This window comes from Burkholderia anthinoferrum (assembly GCF_002925705.1).
In the GTDB taxonomy this organism is placed as follows: domain Bacteria; phylum Pseudomonadota; class Gammaproteobacteria; order Burkholderiales; family Burkholderiaceae; genus Burkholderia; species Burkholderia semiarida.
Map to the genome: position 1 here is coordinate 119330 of NZ_LFZP01000065.1, position 16337 is coordinate 135666.

Here is a 16337-nt window from a genome sequence, read left to right on the forward strand (position 1 = left end):
CGGTGGTCAGCGCGCGAGCGCGTGCTGCCGGAACCACGCGTCGAAGGTCGTCGCGCCGAGGCGCGCGCCGGGCGCCGGCACGAGCGTGTCGTCCTGCAGCACCGCGCCGAAGTAGCCGGCGCCCGCATCCCGCGTCACCGTGCGCGCGTCGTGCGTGGCCGACAGGAAACGTTCGACCAGATCGGCGATCCGCACGCGCTCGGGGCCGCCGATCTCGACGATGCCGTTGCGCGGCGCATCGAGCGCGAAATCGGTCACGGCGGCCGCGACGTCGTCCGACGCGATCGGCTGGAAGTGCGCGGTGGTCAAGCGGACCGTGTCGCCTTGCGCGCCAGCCTGCGCGATCGCGCCGACGAATTCGAAGAACTGCGTCGAGCGCACGATCGTGTACGGCACGCCCGCTTCGCGGATAAGGTTTTCCTGAACGATCTTGCCGCGGAAATACGCGCTCTGTTGCAACCGGTCGGTGCCGACCACCGACAACGCGACGTGATGGCGCACGCCGGCCGCACGCTCCGCGGCGAACAGGTTGCGTCCCGACGCCTCGAAGAATGCCTTCACGGCCGCTTCCTCGAACGACGGCGAATTCGCGAGATCGACCACGACCTCCGCGCCGGCGAGCGCGTCGTCCAGCCCCGCACCCGTGATCGTATCGACGCCCGTCGACGGCGCTGCCGCCACCGCGTCGTGGCCGCGTGCGATCAGGTTCCTGACGACCTTGCTGCCGATGAGGCCGGTACCACCAATGACGACGATCTTCACGATTGCTCTCCTTGAACGGGCGCGCGACATGCGCGCCGCTTGAACCTGCCGAAACCGGCGCCGATCGCGTTCGCGCGATCGGGCCGCCGCCTTGCCGAGCGGCGCCGCGCCGTATGCGCGTGCCTGCCGAACAGCCCGCATCGTAGGCATGCGCCGCGCGATCCGCCAGTGTCCTGCAAGCCCTCACCATGTTGCCGCGAATGCATCAATCGACCGCCTCCAGCGGCGCCGTCGTCGTCATGGTCGTCATCGTCGTCGGGCACTGCAGCTCGCGCGCACGCGTCTGTTCGATCATGTAGTCGATGAACACGCGGATCCGCGTGGGCAGGTGCTTGCGGCTCAGGTAACAGAGATAGTGGCCGCCGTCGTCCGGCGCGTGCTGGCCGAGACAGCTCACCAGCCGGCCGTCGGCGAGCAGGTCGCACACCTGGTACGCGGGCAACTGCGCGATGCCGAGCCCGTCGAGCGCCGCCTGCACGACGAGATCGATGTCGTTGAACGTGTGATGCGCGGCGATCTGGCGCTGCTGCGTCACGCCGTCGATCCTGAATTCCCATTCCGTCACGCGGCCCGATGCGGTGCGCAGGTTGATGCAGCGATGCCGCTCGAGATCGTCGACGTGGCGCGGCAAGCCGTGCTGATGCGCGTACGACGGCGACGCGCAGACGATCATCTGCATCGGAATCAGCCGGCGCGCGACGATCGCGCTGTCCTCCATGCGGCCGTCGCGAAACGCGACGTCGATGCGGTCGGCGGAGAAATCGACGGGCCGGTCGTTCAGCAGCAGTTCGAGCGTGATGTCCGGATACTGCGCATGGAAGTCGCGCAGCAGCGGCGCGATGACCTTGCGGCCGAAGCCCGGCGTCGCGCCGATGCGCAGGTGCCCGCTGGGCGGCCCGCTGCGCAGCTCGCGCATGTCCTCGAGCGCCTGCGCCAGATGCTCGATGCCGGGCCGGCAGTTTTCGTAGAAAAGCTCGCCTTCGCGCGTCAGCGACATGCTGCGGGTGGTGCGCTGGAACAGGCGTGCGTCGAGCCGGTCCTCGAGCCGCTGCACGTGGCGGCTGACCGACGAGCGGCCGACGCCGAGGCGGTCGGCGGCGCGCGCGAAGCTGCCCTCGGTGACGACGGCCAGGAACGTGACCACGCCGGCGTAGCAGGTCGAGAAGCTGCGCGCGAACGGGTCGTCGGCATCGGGGCGGCGGATGGAGGTGTCGGGCATGGTGGCGCTTGAATCGTGGTGTCCGTATGCGACTAGACGTTTCAGCGCTGCCGCCTGTGACACCGCCCGCCGCATTTTTTCAAAAAGGTCGCGGCGGCGTGCGAGCCGGCTATTTTTCCGGCACGAGCACGGGCGCGCCCTTGTCCTTCAACAGCAGCACGATGAACTTCGCGGGCCGGGTCTGGCTCGCGTTGCGTCCGACCGTGTGCAGGTCGTTCGGGCCCTCGTAGAAGGTCTGGCCCGGTTTCAGCGTGACGGGCTCGCCGCCCTTCACCTGCATCACGATCGAGCCTTCGACGACATAGACGAACGCGTCGGCGTGGTGGCGGTGAACCGGGTCGACCGCGCCGGGCGGGTATTCGACCGAGATCATCTGGGCTTCCTTGCCCGGATAGTCGTCGAGCGGCTTCGTCATCAGCGTCGTGACGATGGCCGAGGGCGCCGCATGGGCGGCGCCGGCGGTGGCGGCCGCGACCAGGAGCGCGGATGCGACGGCATGTTTCAAGCGAATCATGGGATGTATTCCAGTGACCGCCGCCGGCAGGCCGCCGGCGGCGAAGAAGGGCGCCCGCGACCGGGCGAGGGCGTCAGGCGAGATTGGCCTTGTCGAGGCCGTAAGCCTTGTCTGCCGAACCCGGAGCGGTGCGGAACGCCACGTTCGCGCGATTCCAGCCGTTGATCGCCATCACTTCGAACGTCAGGTCCGACAATTCCTTCTCGGAGAACTGGCCGCGCACGCGATCGTAGACATCGTCCGGCACGCCGTGCTCGGGAAGCTTCGTCAGTATTTCGGTCCAGGCCAGCGCGGCCCGCTCGCGCGGCGAGAACAGCGTCGATTCGCGCCACGTCGCCAGATGGTGCAGGCGCAGCTCGCGCTCGCCGTGAAGGCGCGCTTCCTTCACGTGCATGTCGAGGCAGAACGCGCAGCCGTTGAGCTGCGACGCACGGGCCGATACGAGATCGCGGATCGATTCCTCGATCGCGCTGCCGCGCAGCAAATTGCTGAGTTCGAGGAACTGCTTGAACAGCTCGGGCGATTGATGCATGTAGTTGAGACGCTGCGTCATGATTTCTCCTGGCGACGAAGAGGCTGGCCCGCGTGGTGCGGGTGTCGTGGGCGGCAGGGCGCCGCGCGAAATCATCTTAGGAGGGTGCGCCGATACGCGGTAGCCACGCACAGGGACGCATCGTGTTGCGCGCGCTGCATCAATCCGCGCTCGACGGCGGGCGCGGCCGGCGCCGGCGCGGGGACGCGCAAGTCAGCCGGCCGCGCAGGCGGCCGCGATCCGCGCGAGCTTGTCGGGGTTGCGCTGCACGAGAATCCGGCCGATGCGCGCGCCGTCGGTCTCGAACGACATCGCCGCTTCGAGTTGCCCTGCGATGAAGCGCAGCATCGCCCATTCGCCGTTCAGCACGACCGGCCGCATCTCGACACCGCTGCCGCAGCGCAACCACGTCGCATAGAACAGTTGAGCGATACGGCGACCGCCGACCAGCGGTTTCGGGAAACTCTGAACCTTGCCGCCGCCATCGCCGATCAGCATCGCGTCTTCGGCGAGGAGCGCCTGGATCGACGGGAAATCGCCTTGCGCGAGCGCGTGCGAAAAGCTCTGCAGCAATTGCCGGTGCTTTTCGCGCGGCACGACGTGGCGCGGCCTGTCGTCGTCGCGCAACTGGGCCTTCGCGCGGCTGACGAGCTGCCGGCACGCGGCTTCGGATTTGCCGATTGCGTCGGCAATCTCGTCGTAGTCGGCATCGAACACTTCGCGCAGCAGGAAGGCCGCGCGCGCTTCCGGCGTCAGCCGTTCGAGCAGCAGCAAGTACGCGACCGATACGTCGTTCGCGCGCTCGGTCATTTCCTCCGGCGTGGCAGGCGATTCGCCGAGCTCCGGCTCGGGCAGCCAGATGCCCGTGTAGTGCTCGCGCCGGAGCTTCGCCGCGCGCAGGCGGTCGATCGACGTCCGCGTCGTGACCGCGACGAGCCAGGCCTCGGCGTTCTCGATGCGCTCGCGCGCCGCGTCGTGCCAGCGCAGCCACACGTCCTGCACGATGTCCTCGGCGTCCGCGATCGAGCCGAGCATCCGGTACGCGATCTTCTGCAGGCGCGGGCGCAACGCGTGAAAGGTTTGTGCGTCGTCGGTCATCACAGCCACGCCCCGTTGAACCCGAATGTCACGGGCCCGCTCAGGAACACGCTGCCGGCGTCGTTCCATCGAACCGTCACGTCCTGCCAGCCGAGCCGCGGCGCGCCCATTTCGACCTCGATCAACCCGTCTGTATCGTGGGAACAGTGCAGGCGCCCGCGATTCGTGCGCAGCACGACCGACGCCGCGCCGGTTCCCCGCATCAGCTTTTTCCACGCGACACCGCGCGTCGCGCTGCCGCAGGTATCGAGCGCCGAGCCGTCGGGGTTCCGGAACGCGACGCGGGCGGCTGCATCGTCGCAATCCGACCCAACCGCGAGCGGGTTGGAGCCGACGCCGCGATGCCGACCGCCGATGCGTCGCACGAGGTCGCGATCGACGCGATGCGCGGGATCGTGCCCTTGACCACGCAGGTCGACGATGACGAAGTCATCGCCATTCGCGTTCATCTTCTGAAATGCAATCGGCATGGCGGTTCCGGAATGGGGGCAGGCAAATACTGTACGTGGCTCGCCGGCCGGGAGCAATCGTGGCCTGACGGCGGGCATATGACAGCAACTACGTAATTCTACGTAGATCCTCATACGTAGTTATCCGCTTGTAAGCGGCCCCCGTCGCGCGGAATACTACGGCCCATCGCCGCGGCTTCTGCGAGGCTGCGGCACGACGCATCGACGTCACGCGGGTTCGGCTTTCGGGCCGCATCCACTCAAAAACACATTGGAGACCAGGAGACGCCATGAATCGGGCTTCCAGTACCCTGCTCTGGATCGCGGTCGCGCTGCTCGGCGCGTTCGCATTCGGCACGATCGCACTCGCGCACGGCGAGCGCGTCAGTGCCCTCTGGATCGTGATCGCCGCAGTCTGCGTGTATCTGATCGCGTATCGCTTCTACAGCCGTTTCATCGCCAGCAAGGTCATGCAGCTCGACGGGCTGCGGATGACGCCGGCGGTCAAGTACAACGACGGCCTCGACTACGTGCCGACCAACAAGTACGTGCTGTTCGGCCATCACTTCGCCGCGATCGCCGGCGCCGGGCCGCTGGTCGGCCCCGTGCTCGCCGCGCAGATGGGCTATACGCCCGGCATGCTGTGGATCCTGGCCGGCGTCGTGTTCGCGGGCGCCGTGCAGGACTTCATCGTGCTGTTCATCTCGACGCGCCGCGACGGCCGCTCGCTCGGCGACCTCGTCAAGATGGAACTCGGCACGGTGCCCGGCGTGATCGCGCTGTTCGGCGCGTTCCTGATCATGGTGATCATCCTCGCGGTGCTCGCGCTGATCGTCGTGAAGGCGCTGACGAATTCGCCGTGGGGCACGTTCACCGTCGCCGCGACGATTCCGATCGCGCTGTTCATGGGCGTCTACACGCGCTACATCCGCCCGGGCCGCATCGGCGAAGTGTCGATCATCGGCTTCATCGGGCTGATGGCGGCGATCGCGTTCGGCCAGAACGTGGCCGCCTCGCCCACGGTTGCCGCATGGTTCACGTTCAGCGGCACGCAGCTCACGTGGATTCTCATCGGCTACGGCTTCGTCGCATCGGTGCTGCCGGTGTGGCTGCTGCTCGCGCCGCGCGACTACCTGTCGACGTTCCTGAAGATCGGCACGATCCTCGGCCTCGCGATCGGCATCCTGGTCGTCGCACCGGAACTGAAGATGCCCGCGCTGACGAAGTTCGTCGACGGCACGGGCCCGGTGTGGTCGGGCAACCTGTTCCCGTTCCTGTTCATCACGATCGCGTGCGGCGCCGTATCGGGCTTCCACGCGCTGATCTCGTCGGGCACGACGCCGAAGCTGATCGACAACGAAACCAACGCGCGCTTCATCGGTTACGGCGCGATGCTGATGGAATCGTTCGTCGCGATCATGGCGCTGGTCGCCGCGTGCGTGATTGAGCCGGGCATCTACTTCGCGATGAACGCGCCGGCGGCCGTGCTCGGCTCGACGCCGGAAGCGGTCGCGAACACCGTCACGCAATGGGGCTTCGTGCTGACGCCCGACATGCTCACGCAAACCGCGAAGGCCGTCGGCGAAACGACGATCATCGCGCGCGCGGGCGGCGCGCCGACGCTGGCCGTCGGCATGGCGCACATCCTGCACCAGGTGATCGGCGGCGAAGCGATGATGGCGTTCTGGTATCACTTCGCGATCCTGTTCGAGGCGCTGTTCATCCTGACGGCCGTCGACGCGGGCACGCGTGCGGGCCGCTTCATGCTGCAGGATCTGCTCGGCACGTTCCACCCGGCGCTCAAGCGCACCGAGTCGCTGCCCGCGAACCTGGTCGCCACCGGGCTGTGCGTGGCCGCGTGGGGCTACTTCCTGTACCAGGGCGTGGTCGATCCGCTCGGCGGCATCAACACGCTGTGGCCGCTGTTCGGCATCTCCAACCAGATGCTCGCCGCGATCGCGCTGGTGCTCGGCACCGTCGTGCTGTTCAAGATGAAGCGCGAGCGCTATGCGTGGGTGACGATCGTGCCGACCGCGTGGCTCCTGATCTGCACGCTGACGGCCGGCTGGCAGAAGATTTTCGACGCGAACCCGAAGGTCAGCTTCCTCGCGCACGCCGCGAAGCTGCAGGCCGCGGTGGACGAAGGCAAGGTGCTCGCGCCGGCGAAGTCGATCGCGCAGATGAAGCGGATCATCTTCAACGACTACATCGATGCGGCGCTGGCCGGGCTGTTCATCTTCGTCGTCGTGAGCATCGCGGTGTACGGCCTGCTCGCCGTGCTGCGCGCGCGCCGCGAATCGAAGCCGACCGTGCGCGAGACGCCGTACGAAGCGATGCCGGCCACGCAGGCGCTCGGCAGCGGACGATAACGGGAGGCCGCGATGTTTACCGATCTCGGCAGCGACCTGCGTAGCGCGGGGCGTTACCTCGGGCAGGCGTTGCGGCTGATGGTCGGCCTGCCCGACTACGACACCTACGTCGCGCACATGCGCGAAACCCATCCGGACCGCGAGCCGATGACCTACGAGGAATTCTTCCGCGAACGCCAGAACGCGCGGTATGGGTCGGGAGCAGGGAAGTGTTGCTGAACCGGCCGTTGCAATGACCTGACGAATCGGTCCGGTTGACGAAACGGAAGCGCCGCGATGGATGTCGCGGCGCTTTTTTTTGCGCCGGCCGGCGGCGCGCGGCGCATGGCGCTCGCACGCCGTTTGCCCGGGCGCAGCACGGGCTATCCGGCCGCCGGTATCATAGGGCTCCCTCTTTTCCCGATGGACCGCAGGAGAACACGTCGTGCATGTCGGTGAGCGTTTCAACAGCATTTCCCATCTCGTCGGCGCGGTGCTGTCGGTAGCCGGCCTCGTGGCGCTCGTGACGATGGGCGCGCTCGAAGGGGACCCGTACAAGGTCGTGAGCTTCAGCGTGTACGGCGCGATGCTGATCCTGCTCTACGCGATCTCGACGGCGTATCACAGCGTGCGCAACCCGCGCCTGAAGGCGATCCTGCAGAAATGCGACCATGCCGCGATCTACCTGCTGATCGCCGGCAGCTACACGCCGTTCACGCTGGTCACGCTGCGCGGCCCGTGGGGCTGGTCGCTGTTCGGCGTGAGCTGGGGGCTCGCCGTGTTCGGCATCGTGCAGGAGCTGACGCTCGGGCGCCGCACGCGCCTGCTGTCGATGATCCTGTACGTGCTGATGGGCTGGCTCGCGCTCGTCGCCGTGCGTCCGCTGATTCATGCGCTGCCGCCCGTGGGCACCGCGTGGCTCGTGGCCGGTGGCGTGATCTACAGCGCGGGGATCTACTTCTTCATCAACGACGAACGCATCCGCCACGGGCACGGTATCTGGCACCTTTTCGTGCTGGCCGGCAGCCTGTGCCAGTTCGTCAGTGTCGCGATGTATGTCGCGTGAGCGGCATGGAGCGTCGGGCAGATGATGTCCGCGCGTGGCCAGCCGGCCCGAGCATGCGCTACGGGCGCGAGGCGGCCCGCAGCGCGTTGAACCCGGCCCATCCCCAATACACGCGATGATGCGCGATCAGCCCGTCGCGCAGATCCATCACTTCGACGAGATCCACCTGGTCGCCGTCCGGCGTTGCGCGCGGGTACTCCCAGACGAGCTGGCGGCCGTTCGAGAAGAACAGCCCGGTCCGGTACCAGCGCCCGAGCCCGTTGTCGGGATCGCGCAGGCCGGCCGCGAGGAAGGCGCCGATCGCGGCCTTGCCGCGCAGCACGCCCGTGCCGTGCGCGGGCCGCGTGGCGACGACGAGCGGCGTTTCGAGCACCGCGTCGTCGGCATACAGCGACATCAGCGCGTCGAGGTCGCGGGCGACGACGGCGGCGTGCCAGTCTTCATGGATGCGTCGGGCGTCGGCGTGGGTGTCTGCGGGTGTCATCGCGGGTTTCCGGAAGTCGATCACGGAAACCACTGTAGAGGCGCGCCGCCACCAGACGTTTCACGTCGACCCGAAACGTGAATGCCTCGCCGCGGCGAAGGCGGCAGGGCGCGCCGGCCGTTAGCCGGCCAGCGCGTCGAGATTCAGCGTATACGACTTGCCGATCCACATCGCGCAATCGCGATGGTCGCGCAGGTCGTCGCCGGTATTCGGATGCACGAAGATGTCGAGCGCGCCGTGGTTCAGCACGAGCCAGGGCACGATGTCGTCGAATCGCGCGGCGCCGAACGCGATCTGGTACGACCACGCCGGATGCGGGCCGACGAGGCGTTCGTGAAAGCGGCCGAGTTCGATGACCGCGCCGAACCGCGCGTCGACGACCTGGCGAAACGCCCAGGCCGCGTCGCGGCTCGCCGCATCGAAATAGACGTGCGCGTGCCAACTGTCGATGGCGGTAATGTCGAGAGCGACCATGGAGAGATTCGATTAAAAATGAAAACACCTGAGATGCCGTGTGAAACGGCCGATGCGTGATTATCGCGCGTCCTTGCGGCATGCGTCGTGTCCCGATCCGGCAGGCCGACGCGGACGATTTGTCCTGCATCAGAAGAATCGGCTGATCGGATGAAATCGTTTCGGCGGTATCCGCATGCGCGACATCACGCCAAAGCCTTGTCTGCAGGCGCGCCGGCCGGCATCGCGCCGGCAACACGTCATTTCGGAAATTGAAAGAGCGGTATGTGCGCCGAGCCGGATCACCGGTAAGAATCCGATCAGGTCGTTGAATGAAATAAAGAAATTCCGTTTCGAATGGATTCGCGAATGACGCGGCTCATGCGCCGAATGCGCGGCTGAAAATAACAATTGCGGATTCGGCTATTCAACCGGGATGCGGCCCGACATACGATGATTTCAACGCATCGATGCTGGATCGATGCGGGGACAACCATCTGGAGGCCATTATGCGATCCCTCGTTCCCGTTGCCGTTCTTTCTTGCGCACTCGCTGCGTTGCCGGCCGTTAGCTTTGCGCAGTCGATCGGCGTCGCCGACACCCCGAATGCCGCGCCGTTGACCTGGTCGGCGGCGCGTGCCGAAACCGATGCGCAGCTCATGCAGATGACGCGCGCCGGCTATCGCGCGACGACGGCCGGCAACCAGAACTATCCGCTCGCGATGCAGCGTGCGCTCGAGCGCGTGAACAACCCGATGCCCGACCGGTGGCGCGACGAGAAGGCCGCGATGGAAGCGCGGGCGGCCCGCGACGCGCAGAGCGGCCATCCGGTGAAGGCGTTCTTCGTGAAAACCGCGTACTACCTGAAGGGCGACAACACGTTTTGATGCGGGAGACGGACATGGCGTGCCCGAACCGATTGTTCGGCGTGTTGCGTGAGCTGGCGATACGCAGGCTGCCGCAAGCGAGCGCGACGCGACGGCGCGCCGATGTGCGCGGCGTGCGACGTCGGGCGCACGCCCTGCGCGACGCGGGCCGCTGCGCGCGCGTGTGCCGCAGCGCGTGGCCGGGGGCGGCGGCGAACGACGCATGCGCGAGCGAGGGCGAATCATGAAGGTTGCCCGAAAAGGCCGGCGCCATCCGCCGTTGACGCGCGAATGGCTGCTGCCGCTGCCGCTCGCGCATGCACGCGACATCTCGCTGAAATGCCACATGGCGCTGGTCGCGCTGCGCGGCGAGCACGGTAGCGAAGCGCTGCTGATGCGGCTGCGCACGAGCGTGTATCTGGTCTTCCTCGCGCTCGACGATGCGGTCTCCCCCGATGCGACCATCGCCCTGTGCGTCGACGCGGAGCGCGTGCTGGACGCGAGCGCGGCGCGCGCCGCGCAAGGCGGTGCATGGACGCTGCACGCCCACGAATGCGCGGTGCTCGAACGCGTGCTCGCCGCGAACGACGCGTGCGTCGCGACGCTCACGCGGCATCGGCTGGCAGAGCTGTGGCGTCATGTCTGCACGTTCGCTTCCGCCGAACAGCCGGGGTTGGTCGCGCAGGCCGCGACGAAGATGCGGGAGCCGGCCATTCTGCATTGAACGGCTGGCCGACGGCCGCGTTTCATACGTGTCCGATTCCATCGCGCGGCCGCGCGCCGTCTAATGACATGACTGGAACCCGGTGTGGCCGGGCGACGACGATCCATGTTCGCGACGTTCGCGGCGAACGCCGCGATCATGCGTGTCGACGCGAACGCATTCGTTTTCGGTCAGGAGGAGCGATGGCGCTATACAGGAGCGGCGGCTACTTCACGTGCGGAAGTGGCCGCGCATTCAGCGAGAATCTCCCGCCGGGCAGCGAGGTGACGGTGGCGGGCATCTACCGATGCACCGTCTGCGGCGACGAAATCGGCATCGCGAAATCACAGAGATTGCCGTCGGAGGAAGCGCATCGGCACGATCTCGACCCGCCGTCCGATCCGCTGCTCGATCCGGGGCCGACCGCGTGGCAACTGATCGCCGCAGCGGAGTCGCGAAGCTAGGCGACGGACGTTCGTCCCCGCACGTACACGTGCAAGCGCCACGCGTCACACGGCGTCCGACAAAACAAAAGCGCCACGGAGCGAACTCCGTGGCGCTGCTTCGATGCGTGGCCGCTGAAGGCGCGAACCGCCGCGCGGCGAAACGCGCTTAAGCGGCCGTTGCCGACTTCGCCGGCTTCTGCAGCTTGCCCTTGCCGGCGCGCTGGATTTCCTCGAGCTTGATCTCGACGTGGCGCGAGAACACGTACTCGGCCGGACGCTGCTTCGCGATCGAGATGTCCGGTGCGAACGGGCCGTCGGTCTTGATGCCCTTGCGGCTCACGCGCAGCGCCTTCAGCGGGTTCGAGATCGTGTCCATCACGGCCGTGGCCTCGAAGCCGCAGTGGACCATGCAGTCCGCGCACTTCTCGTAGTTGCCGACGCCGTAGTTGTCCCACTCCGTCGTTTCCATCAGCTCCTTGAAGGTCTTCACGTAACCTTCGCCGACCAGGTAGCACGGCTTCTGCCAGCCGAACACCGTACGCGCCGGGTTGCCCCACGGCGTGCACTTGTACGTCTGGTTGCCGGCCAGGAAGTCGAGGAACAGCGACGACTGGCTGAACGACCAGCGCTTGCCGCCTTCGCCGCGCTTCAGGATTTCGCGGAACAGGTTCTTCGTCTTGTCGCGGTTCAGGAAGTGCTGCTGATCCGGCGCGCGCTCGTACGCGTAGCCCGGCGACACGGTGATGCCGTCGACGCCGATCGGGCCCAGCGTGTCGAAGAACTTCGCGACGCGCTCGGGGATCGCATCGTTGAACAGCGTGCAGTTGATGTTCACGCGGAAGCCGCGGCGCTTCGCTTCCTTGATCGCCGCGACCGCCTTGTCGTACACGCCTTCCTGCGACACGGAATGGTCGTGCATGTCCTTGTCGCCGTCGAGGTGGACCGACCAGACGAAATACGGGCTCGGCTGGTAGTCGTCCATCTTCTTTTCCATCAGCAGCGCGTTCGTGCACAGGTACACGAACTTCTTGCGCTTCATGATGCCCTTGACGATTTCCGGCATCTCCTTGTGGAGCAGCGGCTCGCCGCCGGCGATCGACACGACGGGCGCGCCGCACTCGTCGACGGCCTGCAGGCATTCCTCGACGGAAAGACGCTGGTTCAGGATCGGATCCGGATAATCGATCTTGCCGCAGCCGTTGCACGCGAGGTTGCAGCGGAACAGCGGCTCGAGCATCAGCGCGAGCGGATAGCGTTTGTTGCCGGACAGGTGCTGGCGCACGATGTAGGCGCCGACACGGACTTGCTGGAGCAGCGGAATAGACAAGGGATGTCCTCCTTAAACTTCGCGGGCGACAGCTTGCGTGAGCTTCGCCGGCAACTTGAATTCGACTTTTTCTTCACGGCCCGCCATCGTCGCGACCTCGACGGGCCCCAGCGCGCGCAGCGCGCCGATTACATCCTCGACCATTTCCTCGGGCGCCGACGCGCCGGCGGTCAGGCCGACCGTCTGCACGCCCGCGAACCATTCGGCCTTCACTTCCGAGCCGTCGGCGACGAGATAGCTCGGCACACCGCTTTCGGTGCCGATCTCGCGCAGGCGGTTCGAGTTCGAGCTGTTCGTCGCACCGACGACGAGCAGCACGTCAACCTGTTCGCTCAGCTCGCGCACGGCGGCCTGGCGATTCTGCGTGGCATAGCAGATGTCGCGCGTGTCCGGGCCGACGAGGTCGGTGAACCGGCGCTGCAGCGCTTCGATGATGCCGCGCGTGTCGTCCACCGACAGCGTGGTCTGCGTGATGTACGCGACCGGCGTGTCGACGGGCAACGTCAGCGTATCGACTTCGGCCTCGCTCTGCACGAGGATCACCTCGGCCGGAATCTGGCCGATCGTGCCCTCGACTTCCGGGTGGCCCGCGTGGCCGATCAGGATCAGCCGGCGGCCCGCCGCGACGTACTGGCGGCCCTGCACGTGCACTTTCGTGACGAGCGGGCAGGTCGCGTCGAGCACGTCGAGCCCGCGCGTTTGCGCGTCGCGCTCGACCGTCTGGGCGACACCGTGCGCGCTGAAGATCGCGACAGCGCCGTGCGGCACCTCGTCGAGTTCCTCAACGAATCGTGCCCCTTTATTACGCAGATTTTCGACGACATGCCGGTTATGCACGATCTCGTGACGCACATAGACCGGCGCACCGTGCTGTTGCAGCGCGCGATCGACGATCTCGATCGCACGGACAACCCCCGCACAAAAGCCGCGGGGCTGGGCAAGGATGACTCGCATAGGTGAGCGAACTCCGACGACAGACGCCGGGGTTCGAGGCGCTGGCACGCGCTTGCTCGCCCCGGCTTGATGTTATGAAGGCAGGAACGAACCGGCCGGCCAGGCCCCGGAACCCCGAATTAATCGCGCATTTTAACCCTATCGGGCCGTCCTTGCTTCGGTGCCGTATCGACACCGTTGCAATTGCGGGAGAGCCGCGTCGGCGCTGGCGCGCGCGGAACCCGGTAAACTGCGCGGTTTCGCGGGCGGCCGCTCCGGCTGCCCGCCATCGCGCTCATTTCAAGGCCATTCGATGACCGTCGATTCTTACGCGTATTGCCCGTCCGCCCCTGCGGGGCCGGGTGTTTTGTTCCAGACCCTTATTGATGTCGCACGCGCCGGTGCCCGGCAGGGGGCAGGCCGATGATGCTCGCGATCGCCTTCCTGGTGTCCGGCCTGTCGCTGGTGATCTGGATCGTGCTGCTCGTCGCGCGCGGCGGCTTCTGGCGCGCGCAGCCCGCGCGGCCGCTGCCGCCCGACGCCCGCGGCGCGGCGGCCGAGGCCGGCTGGCCGGCCGTCGTGGCCGTCGTGCCGGCGCGCAACGAAGCCGACGTGATCGCCCGCGCGGCGACTTCGCTGCTCGAGCAGGACTATCCGGGCGACTTTCATCTGATCATCGTCGACGACCACAGCGAAGACGGCACCGCCGACGCGGCCCGCGCGGCCGCGCTCGCGATCAACCGCGCCGACCGGCTGACGGTGCTGAGCGCGAAGCCGCTGCCGGCCGGCTGGTCGGGCAAGGTGTGGGCGCAGTCGCAGGGGATCGCGGCCGTGCAGACGCTCGGCCTGCGGGCCGACTACCTGCTGCTGACGGATGCCGACATCGGCCATCCGCCCGACGCCGTCGCGCAGCTCGTCACGCGCGCGCAGGCCGAAAATCGCGATCTCGTGTCGCTGATGGTGCGGCTGCGCTGCGATTCGTTCTGGGAAAAGGCGTTGATTCCGGCGTTCGTGTTCTTCTTCGCGAAGCTGTACCCGTTCTCGTGGATCAACAACCCGCGCAACCGGACGGCCGGCGCCGCGGGCGGCTGCATGCTCGTGAAGCGCACGGCGCTCGAGGAAGCGGGCGGCATCGAATCGATTCGCGGCGCGCTGATCGACGACTGCAGCCTTGCCGCGCAGATCAAGCATCGCGGCGGCGGCCGCCATCCGATCCGGCTCGATCTCGCCGATCGCAGCGTGTCGCTGCGCCCGTACGACAGCTGGCGCGACATCTGGAACATGATCGCGCGCACCGCGTTCACGCAGTTGCACTATTCGCCGCTACTGCTGGCCGGCACGCTGCTCGGGATGACGATCATCTATCTGGTGCCGCCCGTCGCCGCGCTGGCCTACGGCGCGCGCGCATGGCCGGCCTGGCTCGCGTGGGCGTCGATGTGCGCCGCGTATGCGCCGATGCTGCGCTACTACCGGCGCTCGCCGCTGTGGGCGCCCGCGCTGCCGCTCGTCGCGCTGTTCTACGTCGGCGCGACGTTCGCGTCCGCGTGGCGTTACTGGCGCGGCAAGGGCGGCCAGTGGAAGGCGCGCGTGCAGGCGCCGGTGGAGCGCTGACCCACGCCGGCGGATGCCGCTGCCGTACCGATAAACCGGCCCCCTGAAAACACACAGCCCGGATCGACGCAAGCCGATTCGGGCTGTTTGCTTTCCGGCCGGTTGCCGGCCGATGCCGGCGCTTACCGCTGCGTCAGCATCATGTACATCTGGATCACGACGTCCGGCGAGAACGTGAACGGCACCCAGCCGTAGCCCGTGTGGCGCGCGACCAGCAGGCGGTCGCCGTTCGCCTGCTTCTGCACGGCCATCATCGGGTTCTTCGTCGTCACGAAACGCCAGCCGGCCGGAATGCCGGGCGGCGGCTCCGGCTGCATCGACGCGCGTGCATGCGCGAGCTCCTCGATCAACTGGCCCAGTTGCTCGGGATGCAGCGTGATCGACTGGCCGTTGATGGACAGCGTGAGTTCGTTCTGGGACGGGCGCGACACGTGCAGCGTCGCCTTGTCGGCAGGCGCGGCAGCGGCGCCGGCTTCAACCGCGGTTTCGGCTCGTGTGGTCGGAATCGGTGCCGTCTCGGCATCGGCCGGCGCGCCGGCTGCTTCGACCACTTCGACCGTCTCGACCGTTTCAGCCACGGCCGGCGCGGCCGCGTTCACGGACGCTGGCGGCGCCACCGCCGGCTCGACGACTTCAGCCGCCACGGCGGTTGCCGCCGCGCTCGTCGCGGCTTCCTGGACGACGGCCTCGACCAGCGCCTCGGCGTCGGCGATGGCCTTCGCGTGGTGCTGCGCGGCCGCTTCGGCCTGAGCGATCGCCTCGGTATGGCGCTGCGTGATGGCTTCGGCTTCGGCGGTGGCCTCGGCGTGGCGTTGCGCGGCGGCTTCGGCCTGGGCGATCGCCTCGGCGTGGCGTTGCGTGACGGCCTCGGCCTCGGCGATCGCGGCCCGGTGGCGCTGTGCGGCGGCCTCGGCTTCGGCGGTCGCTTCCGCGTGGCGCTTCGCGGCGGCTTCGGCTTCGGCGGTCGCCGCCGCATGACGTTGCGCGGCCGCTTCGGCTTCGGTCGCGGCAGCGTGATGACGCTGCGCGGCGGCCTCGGCTTCGGCGATCGCCGCCGCGTGCCGCTGCGATGCGGCCTCGGCATCCGCGTGACGTTGCGCGAGCGCTTCGGTCAGCGCGGTGGCTTCCGCATGGCGCTGCGAAGCGGCTTCGGCTTGCGCGGCGGCATCGGTATGGCGTTGGGCGGCCGCCTCGGCGACGGCGGTGGCATCGGCATGGCGCCGCTGCGCGGCTTCGGCATCGGCGGCGGCGGCCGTATGGCGCTGCGCGGCGGCCTTCGCTTCGGCTTCCGCCGCCGCGTGGCGCTCGGCGGCAGCCCGGGCCTCCGCCGCGGCGGCGCGCGCGAAGGCTTCCGCGCTGCGTGCCGCCTGCTGCGCGGCGTGGTGATCGTGGAGGAGCTGATCGACGCCCGTGGCGAGCGAAGCGATCTGATCGTTGAGGTTCATGCGTGTCTTCTCTGCGTAAGACCCGCGATTTTAACCGCTGCGCCGATGCCGGTCCGTGCGCGACGTGTAACAAAGTGCGCA

18 protein-coding genes and 1 pseudogene are annotated in these 16337 nt (G+C 67.6%); 8 read left to right on the plus strand and 11 right to left on the minus strand.

Annotation, left to right across the window (positions count from 1 at the left end):
- Positions 1–6: 6 nt before the first annotated feature.
- The 6 genes and pseudogenes from C5F75_RS31880 to C5F75_RS31910 all read right to left on the minus strand — a co-directional run.
- Positions 7–762 (minus strand): SDR family oxidoreductase, encoded by a 756-nt coding sequence (locus C5F75_RS31880; RefSeq protein ID WP_104013300.1) that lies wholly within the window; start codon positions 760–762, stop codon positions 7–9.
- A 205-nt stretch (positions 763–967) separates the two neighbouring features.
- Positions 968–1981, minus strand: a complete 1014-nt coding sequence (locus C5F75_RS31890; protein WP_099318062.1) for a LysR family transcriptional regulator — start codon at positions 1979–1981, stop codon at positions 968–970.
- 109 nt (positions 1982–2090) lie between these two features.
- Entirely contained in the window at positions 2091–2495 is a 405-nt protein-coding gene (locus tag C5F75_RS31895) for a cupin domain-containing protein (protein WP_059644407.1), read from the minus strand.
- 73 nt (positions 2496–2568) lie between these two features.
- Entirely contained in the window at positions 2569–3048 is a 480-nt protein-coding gene (locus C5F75_RS31900; protein ID WP_059581685.1) for a carboxymuconolactone decarboxylase family protein, read from the minus strand.
- A 192-nt stretch (positions 3049–3240) separates the two neighbouring features.
- Complete coding sequence (locus tag C5F75_RS31905; protein WP_059581688.1) at positions 3241–4125, minus strand: RNA polymerase sigma-70 factor; 885 nt, start codon at positions 4123–4125, stop codon at positions 3241–3243.
- Between the two features lie 77 nt (positions 4126–4202).
- A pseudogene (locus C5F75_RS31910) lies at positions 4203–4595 on the minus strand (diaminopimelate epimerase); the annotation flags it as partial.
- Positions 4596–4864: 269 nt separating this feature from the next.
- Here C5F75_RS31910 and C5F75_RS31915 point away from each other — a divergent pair.
- From C5F75_RS31915 to trhA, 3 genes are all read left to right on the plus strand, one after another.
- Positions 4865–6943 (plus strand): carbon starvation CstA family protein, encoded by a 2079-nt coding sequence (locus tag C5F75_RS31915; protein ID WP_060011194.1) that lies wholly within the window; start codon positions 4865–4867, stop codon positions 6941–6943.
- A gap of 12 nt (positions 6944–6955) precedes the next feature.
- A complete protein-coding gene (locus C5F75_RS31920) occupies positions 6956–7162 on the plus strand; it encodes a YbdD/YjiX family protein (protein WP_027781714.1) in 207 nt (68 codons plus the stop codon).
- 205 nt (positions 7163–7367) lie between these two features.
- The gene (gene trhA, locus C5F75_RS31925) at positions 7368–7988 is read left to right on the plus strand and encodes a PAQR family membrane homeostasis protein TrhA (protein WP_050013387.1); all 621 of its coding nucleotides are present in this window, start codon (positions 7368–7370) and stop codon (positions 7986–7988) included.
- A 58-nt stretch (positions 7989–8046) separates the two neighbouring features.
- On the opposite strand, the gene C5F75_RS31930 is transcribed toward trhA, so the two are convergent.
- Positions 8047–8472: a nuclear transport factor 2 family protein gene (locus C5F75_RS31930; RefSeq protein ID WP_089465865.1), complete on the minus strand. Its 426-nt coding sequence runs from the start codon at positions 8470–8472 to the stop codon at positions 8047–8049.
- A gap of 120 nt (positions 8473–8592) precedes the next feature.
- A complete protein-coding gene (locus C5F75_RS31935; RefSeq protein WP_059581700.1) occupies positions 8593–8946 on the minus strand; it encodes a DOPA 4,5-dioxygenase family protein in 354 nt (117 codons plus the stop codon).
- A gap of 175 nt (positions 8947–9121) precedes the next feature.
- Between C5F75_RS31935 and C5F75_RS36970 the strand changes: the two genes are divergently transcribed.
- From C5F75_RS36970 to C5F75_RS31955, 4 genes are all read left to right on the plus strand, one after another.
- Positions 9122–9298, plus strand: a complete 177-nt coding sequence (locus C5F75_RS36970; RefSeq protein WP_155753852.1) for a hypothetical protein — start codon at positions 9122–9124, stop codon at positions 9296–9298.
- Between the two features lie 136 nt (positions 9299–9434).
- A complete protein-coding gene (locus tag C5F75_RS31940; protein WP_060011197.1) occupies positions 9435–9812 on the plus strand; it encodes a hypothetical protein in 378 nt (125 codons plus the stop codon).
- Positions 9813–10035: 223 nt separating this feature from the next.
- Positions 10036–10515, plus strand: a complete 480-nt coding sequence (locus C5F75_RS31950; protein WP_060011201.1) for a hypothetical protein — start codon at positions 10036–10038, stop codon at positions 10513–10515.
- Positions 10516–10697: 182 nt separating this feature from the next.
- Positions 10698–10958 (plus strand): hypothetical protein, encoded by a 261-nt coding sequence (locus tag C5F75_RS31955; protein WP_059581711.1) that lies wholly within the window; start codon positions 10698–10700, stop codon positions 10956–10958.
- A 148-nt stretch (positions 10959–11106) separates the two neighbouring features.
- On the opposite strand, the gene hpnH is transcribed toward C5F75_RS31955, so the two are convergent.
- Together hpnH and ispH are read right to left on the minus strand one after the other, a co-directional pair.
- Entirely contained in the window at positions 11107–12267 is a 1161-nt protein-coding gene (hpnH, locus tag C5F75_RS31960; protein WP_006480287.1) for an adenosyl-hopene transferase HpnH, read from the minus strand.
- A gap of 12 nt (positions 12268–12279) precedes the next feature.
- Complete coding sequence (ispH, locus tag C5F75_RS31965; RefSeq protein ID WP_059581714.1) at positions 12280–13221, minus strand: 4-hydroxy-3-methylbut-2-enyl diphosphate reductase; 942 nt, start codon at positions 13219–13221, stop codon at positions 12280–12282.
- A gap of 402 nt (positions 13222–13623) precedes the next feature.
- Between ispH and C5F75_RS31975 the strand changes: the two genes are divergently transcribed.
- Positions 13624–14811: a glycosyltransferase gene (locus tag C5F75_RS31975; RefSeq protein ID WP_089465864.1), complete on the plus strand. Its 1188-nt coding sequence runs from the start codon at positions 13624–13626 to the stop codon at positions 14809–14811.
- Positions 14812–14933: 122 nt separating this feature from the next.
- Here the strand turns inward: C5F75_RS31975 and C5F75_RS31980 are convergent, their stop codons facing one another.
- Complete coding sequence (locus tag C5F75_RS31980; RefSeq protein ID WP_060011205.1) at positions 14934–16256, minus strand: hypothetical protein; 1323 nt, start codon at positions 16254–16256, stop codon at positions 14934–14936.
- Between the last annotated feature and the right edge of the window lie 81 nt (positions 16257–16337).

Coding starts and splice junctions, on each gene's coding strand:
- C5F75_RS31890 (WP_099318062.1), bottom strand. CDS start 1,981: ATGCCCGACACCTCCATCCGCCGCCCCGATGCCGACGACCCGTTCGCG.
- C5F75_RS31895 (WP_059644407.1), bottom strand. CDS start 2,495: ATGATTCGCTTGAAACATGCCGTCGCATCCGCGCTCCTGGTCGCGGCC.
- C5F75_RS31900 (WP_059581685.1), bottom strand. CDS start 3,048: ATGACGCAGCGTCTCAACTACATGCATCAATCGCCCGAGCTGTTCAAG.
- C5F75_RS31905 (WP_059581688.1), bottom strand. CDS start 4,125: ATGACCGACGACGCACAAACCTTTCACGCGTTGCGCCCGCGCCTGCAG.
- C5F75_RS31915 (WP_060011194.1), top strand. CDS start 4,865: ATGAATCGGGCTTCCAGTACCCTGCTCTGGATCGCGGTCGCGCTGCTC.
- C5F75_RS31920 (WP_027781714.1), top strand. CDS start 6,956: ATGTTTACCGATCTCGGCAGCGACCTGCGTAGCGCGGGGCGTTACCTC.
- C5F75_RS31930 (WP_089465865.1), bottom strand. CDS start 8,472: ATGACACCCGCAGACACCCACGCCGACGCCCGACGCATCCATGAAGAC.
- C5F75_RS31935 (WP_059581700.1), bottom strand. CDS start 8,946: ATGGTCGCTCTCGACATTACCGCCATCGACAGTTGGCACGCGCACGTC.
- C5F75_RS36970 (WP_155753852.1), top strand. CDS start 9,122: ATGCGCGACATCACGCCAAAGCCTTGTCTGCAGGCGCGCCGGCCGGCA.
- C5F75_RS31940 (WP_060011197.1), top strand. CDS start 9,435: ATGCGATCCCTCGTTCCCGTTGCCGTTCTTTCTTGCGCACTCGCTGCG.
- C5F75_RS31950 (WP_060011201.1), top strand. CDS start 10,036: ATGAAGGTTGCCCGAAAAGGCCGGCGCCATCCGCCGTTGACGCGCGAA.
- C5F75_RS31955 (WP_059581711.1), top strand. CDS start 10,698: ATGGCGCTATACAGGAGCGGCGGCTACTTCACGTGCGGAAGTGGCCGC.
- ispH (WP_059581714.1), bottom strand. CDS start 13,221: ATGCGAGTCATCCTTGCCCAGCCCCGCGGCTTTTGTGCGGGGGTTGTC.
- C5F75_RS31975 (WP_089465864.1), top strand. CDS start 13,624: ATGATGCTCGCGATCGCCTTCCTGGTGTCCGGCCTGTCGCTGGTGATC.
- C5F75_RS31980 (WP_060011205.1), bottom strand. CDS start 16,256: ATGAACCTCAACGATCAGATCGCTTCGCTCGCCACGGGCGTCGATCAG.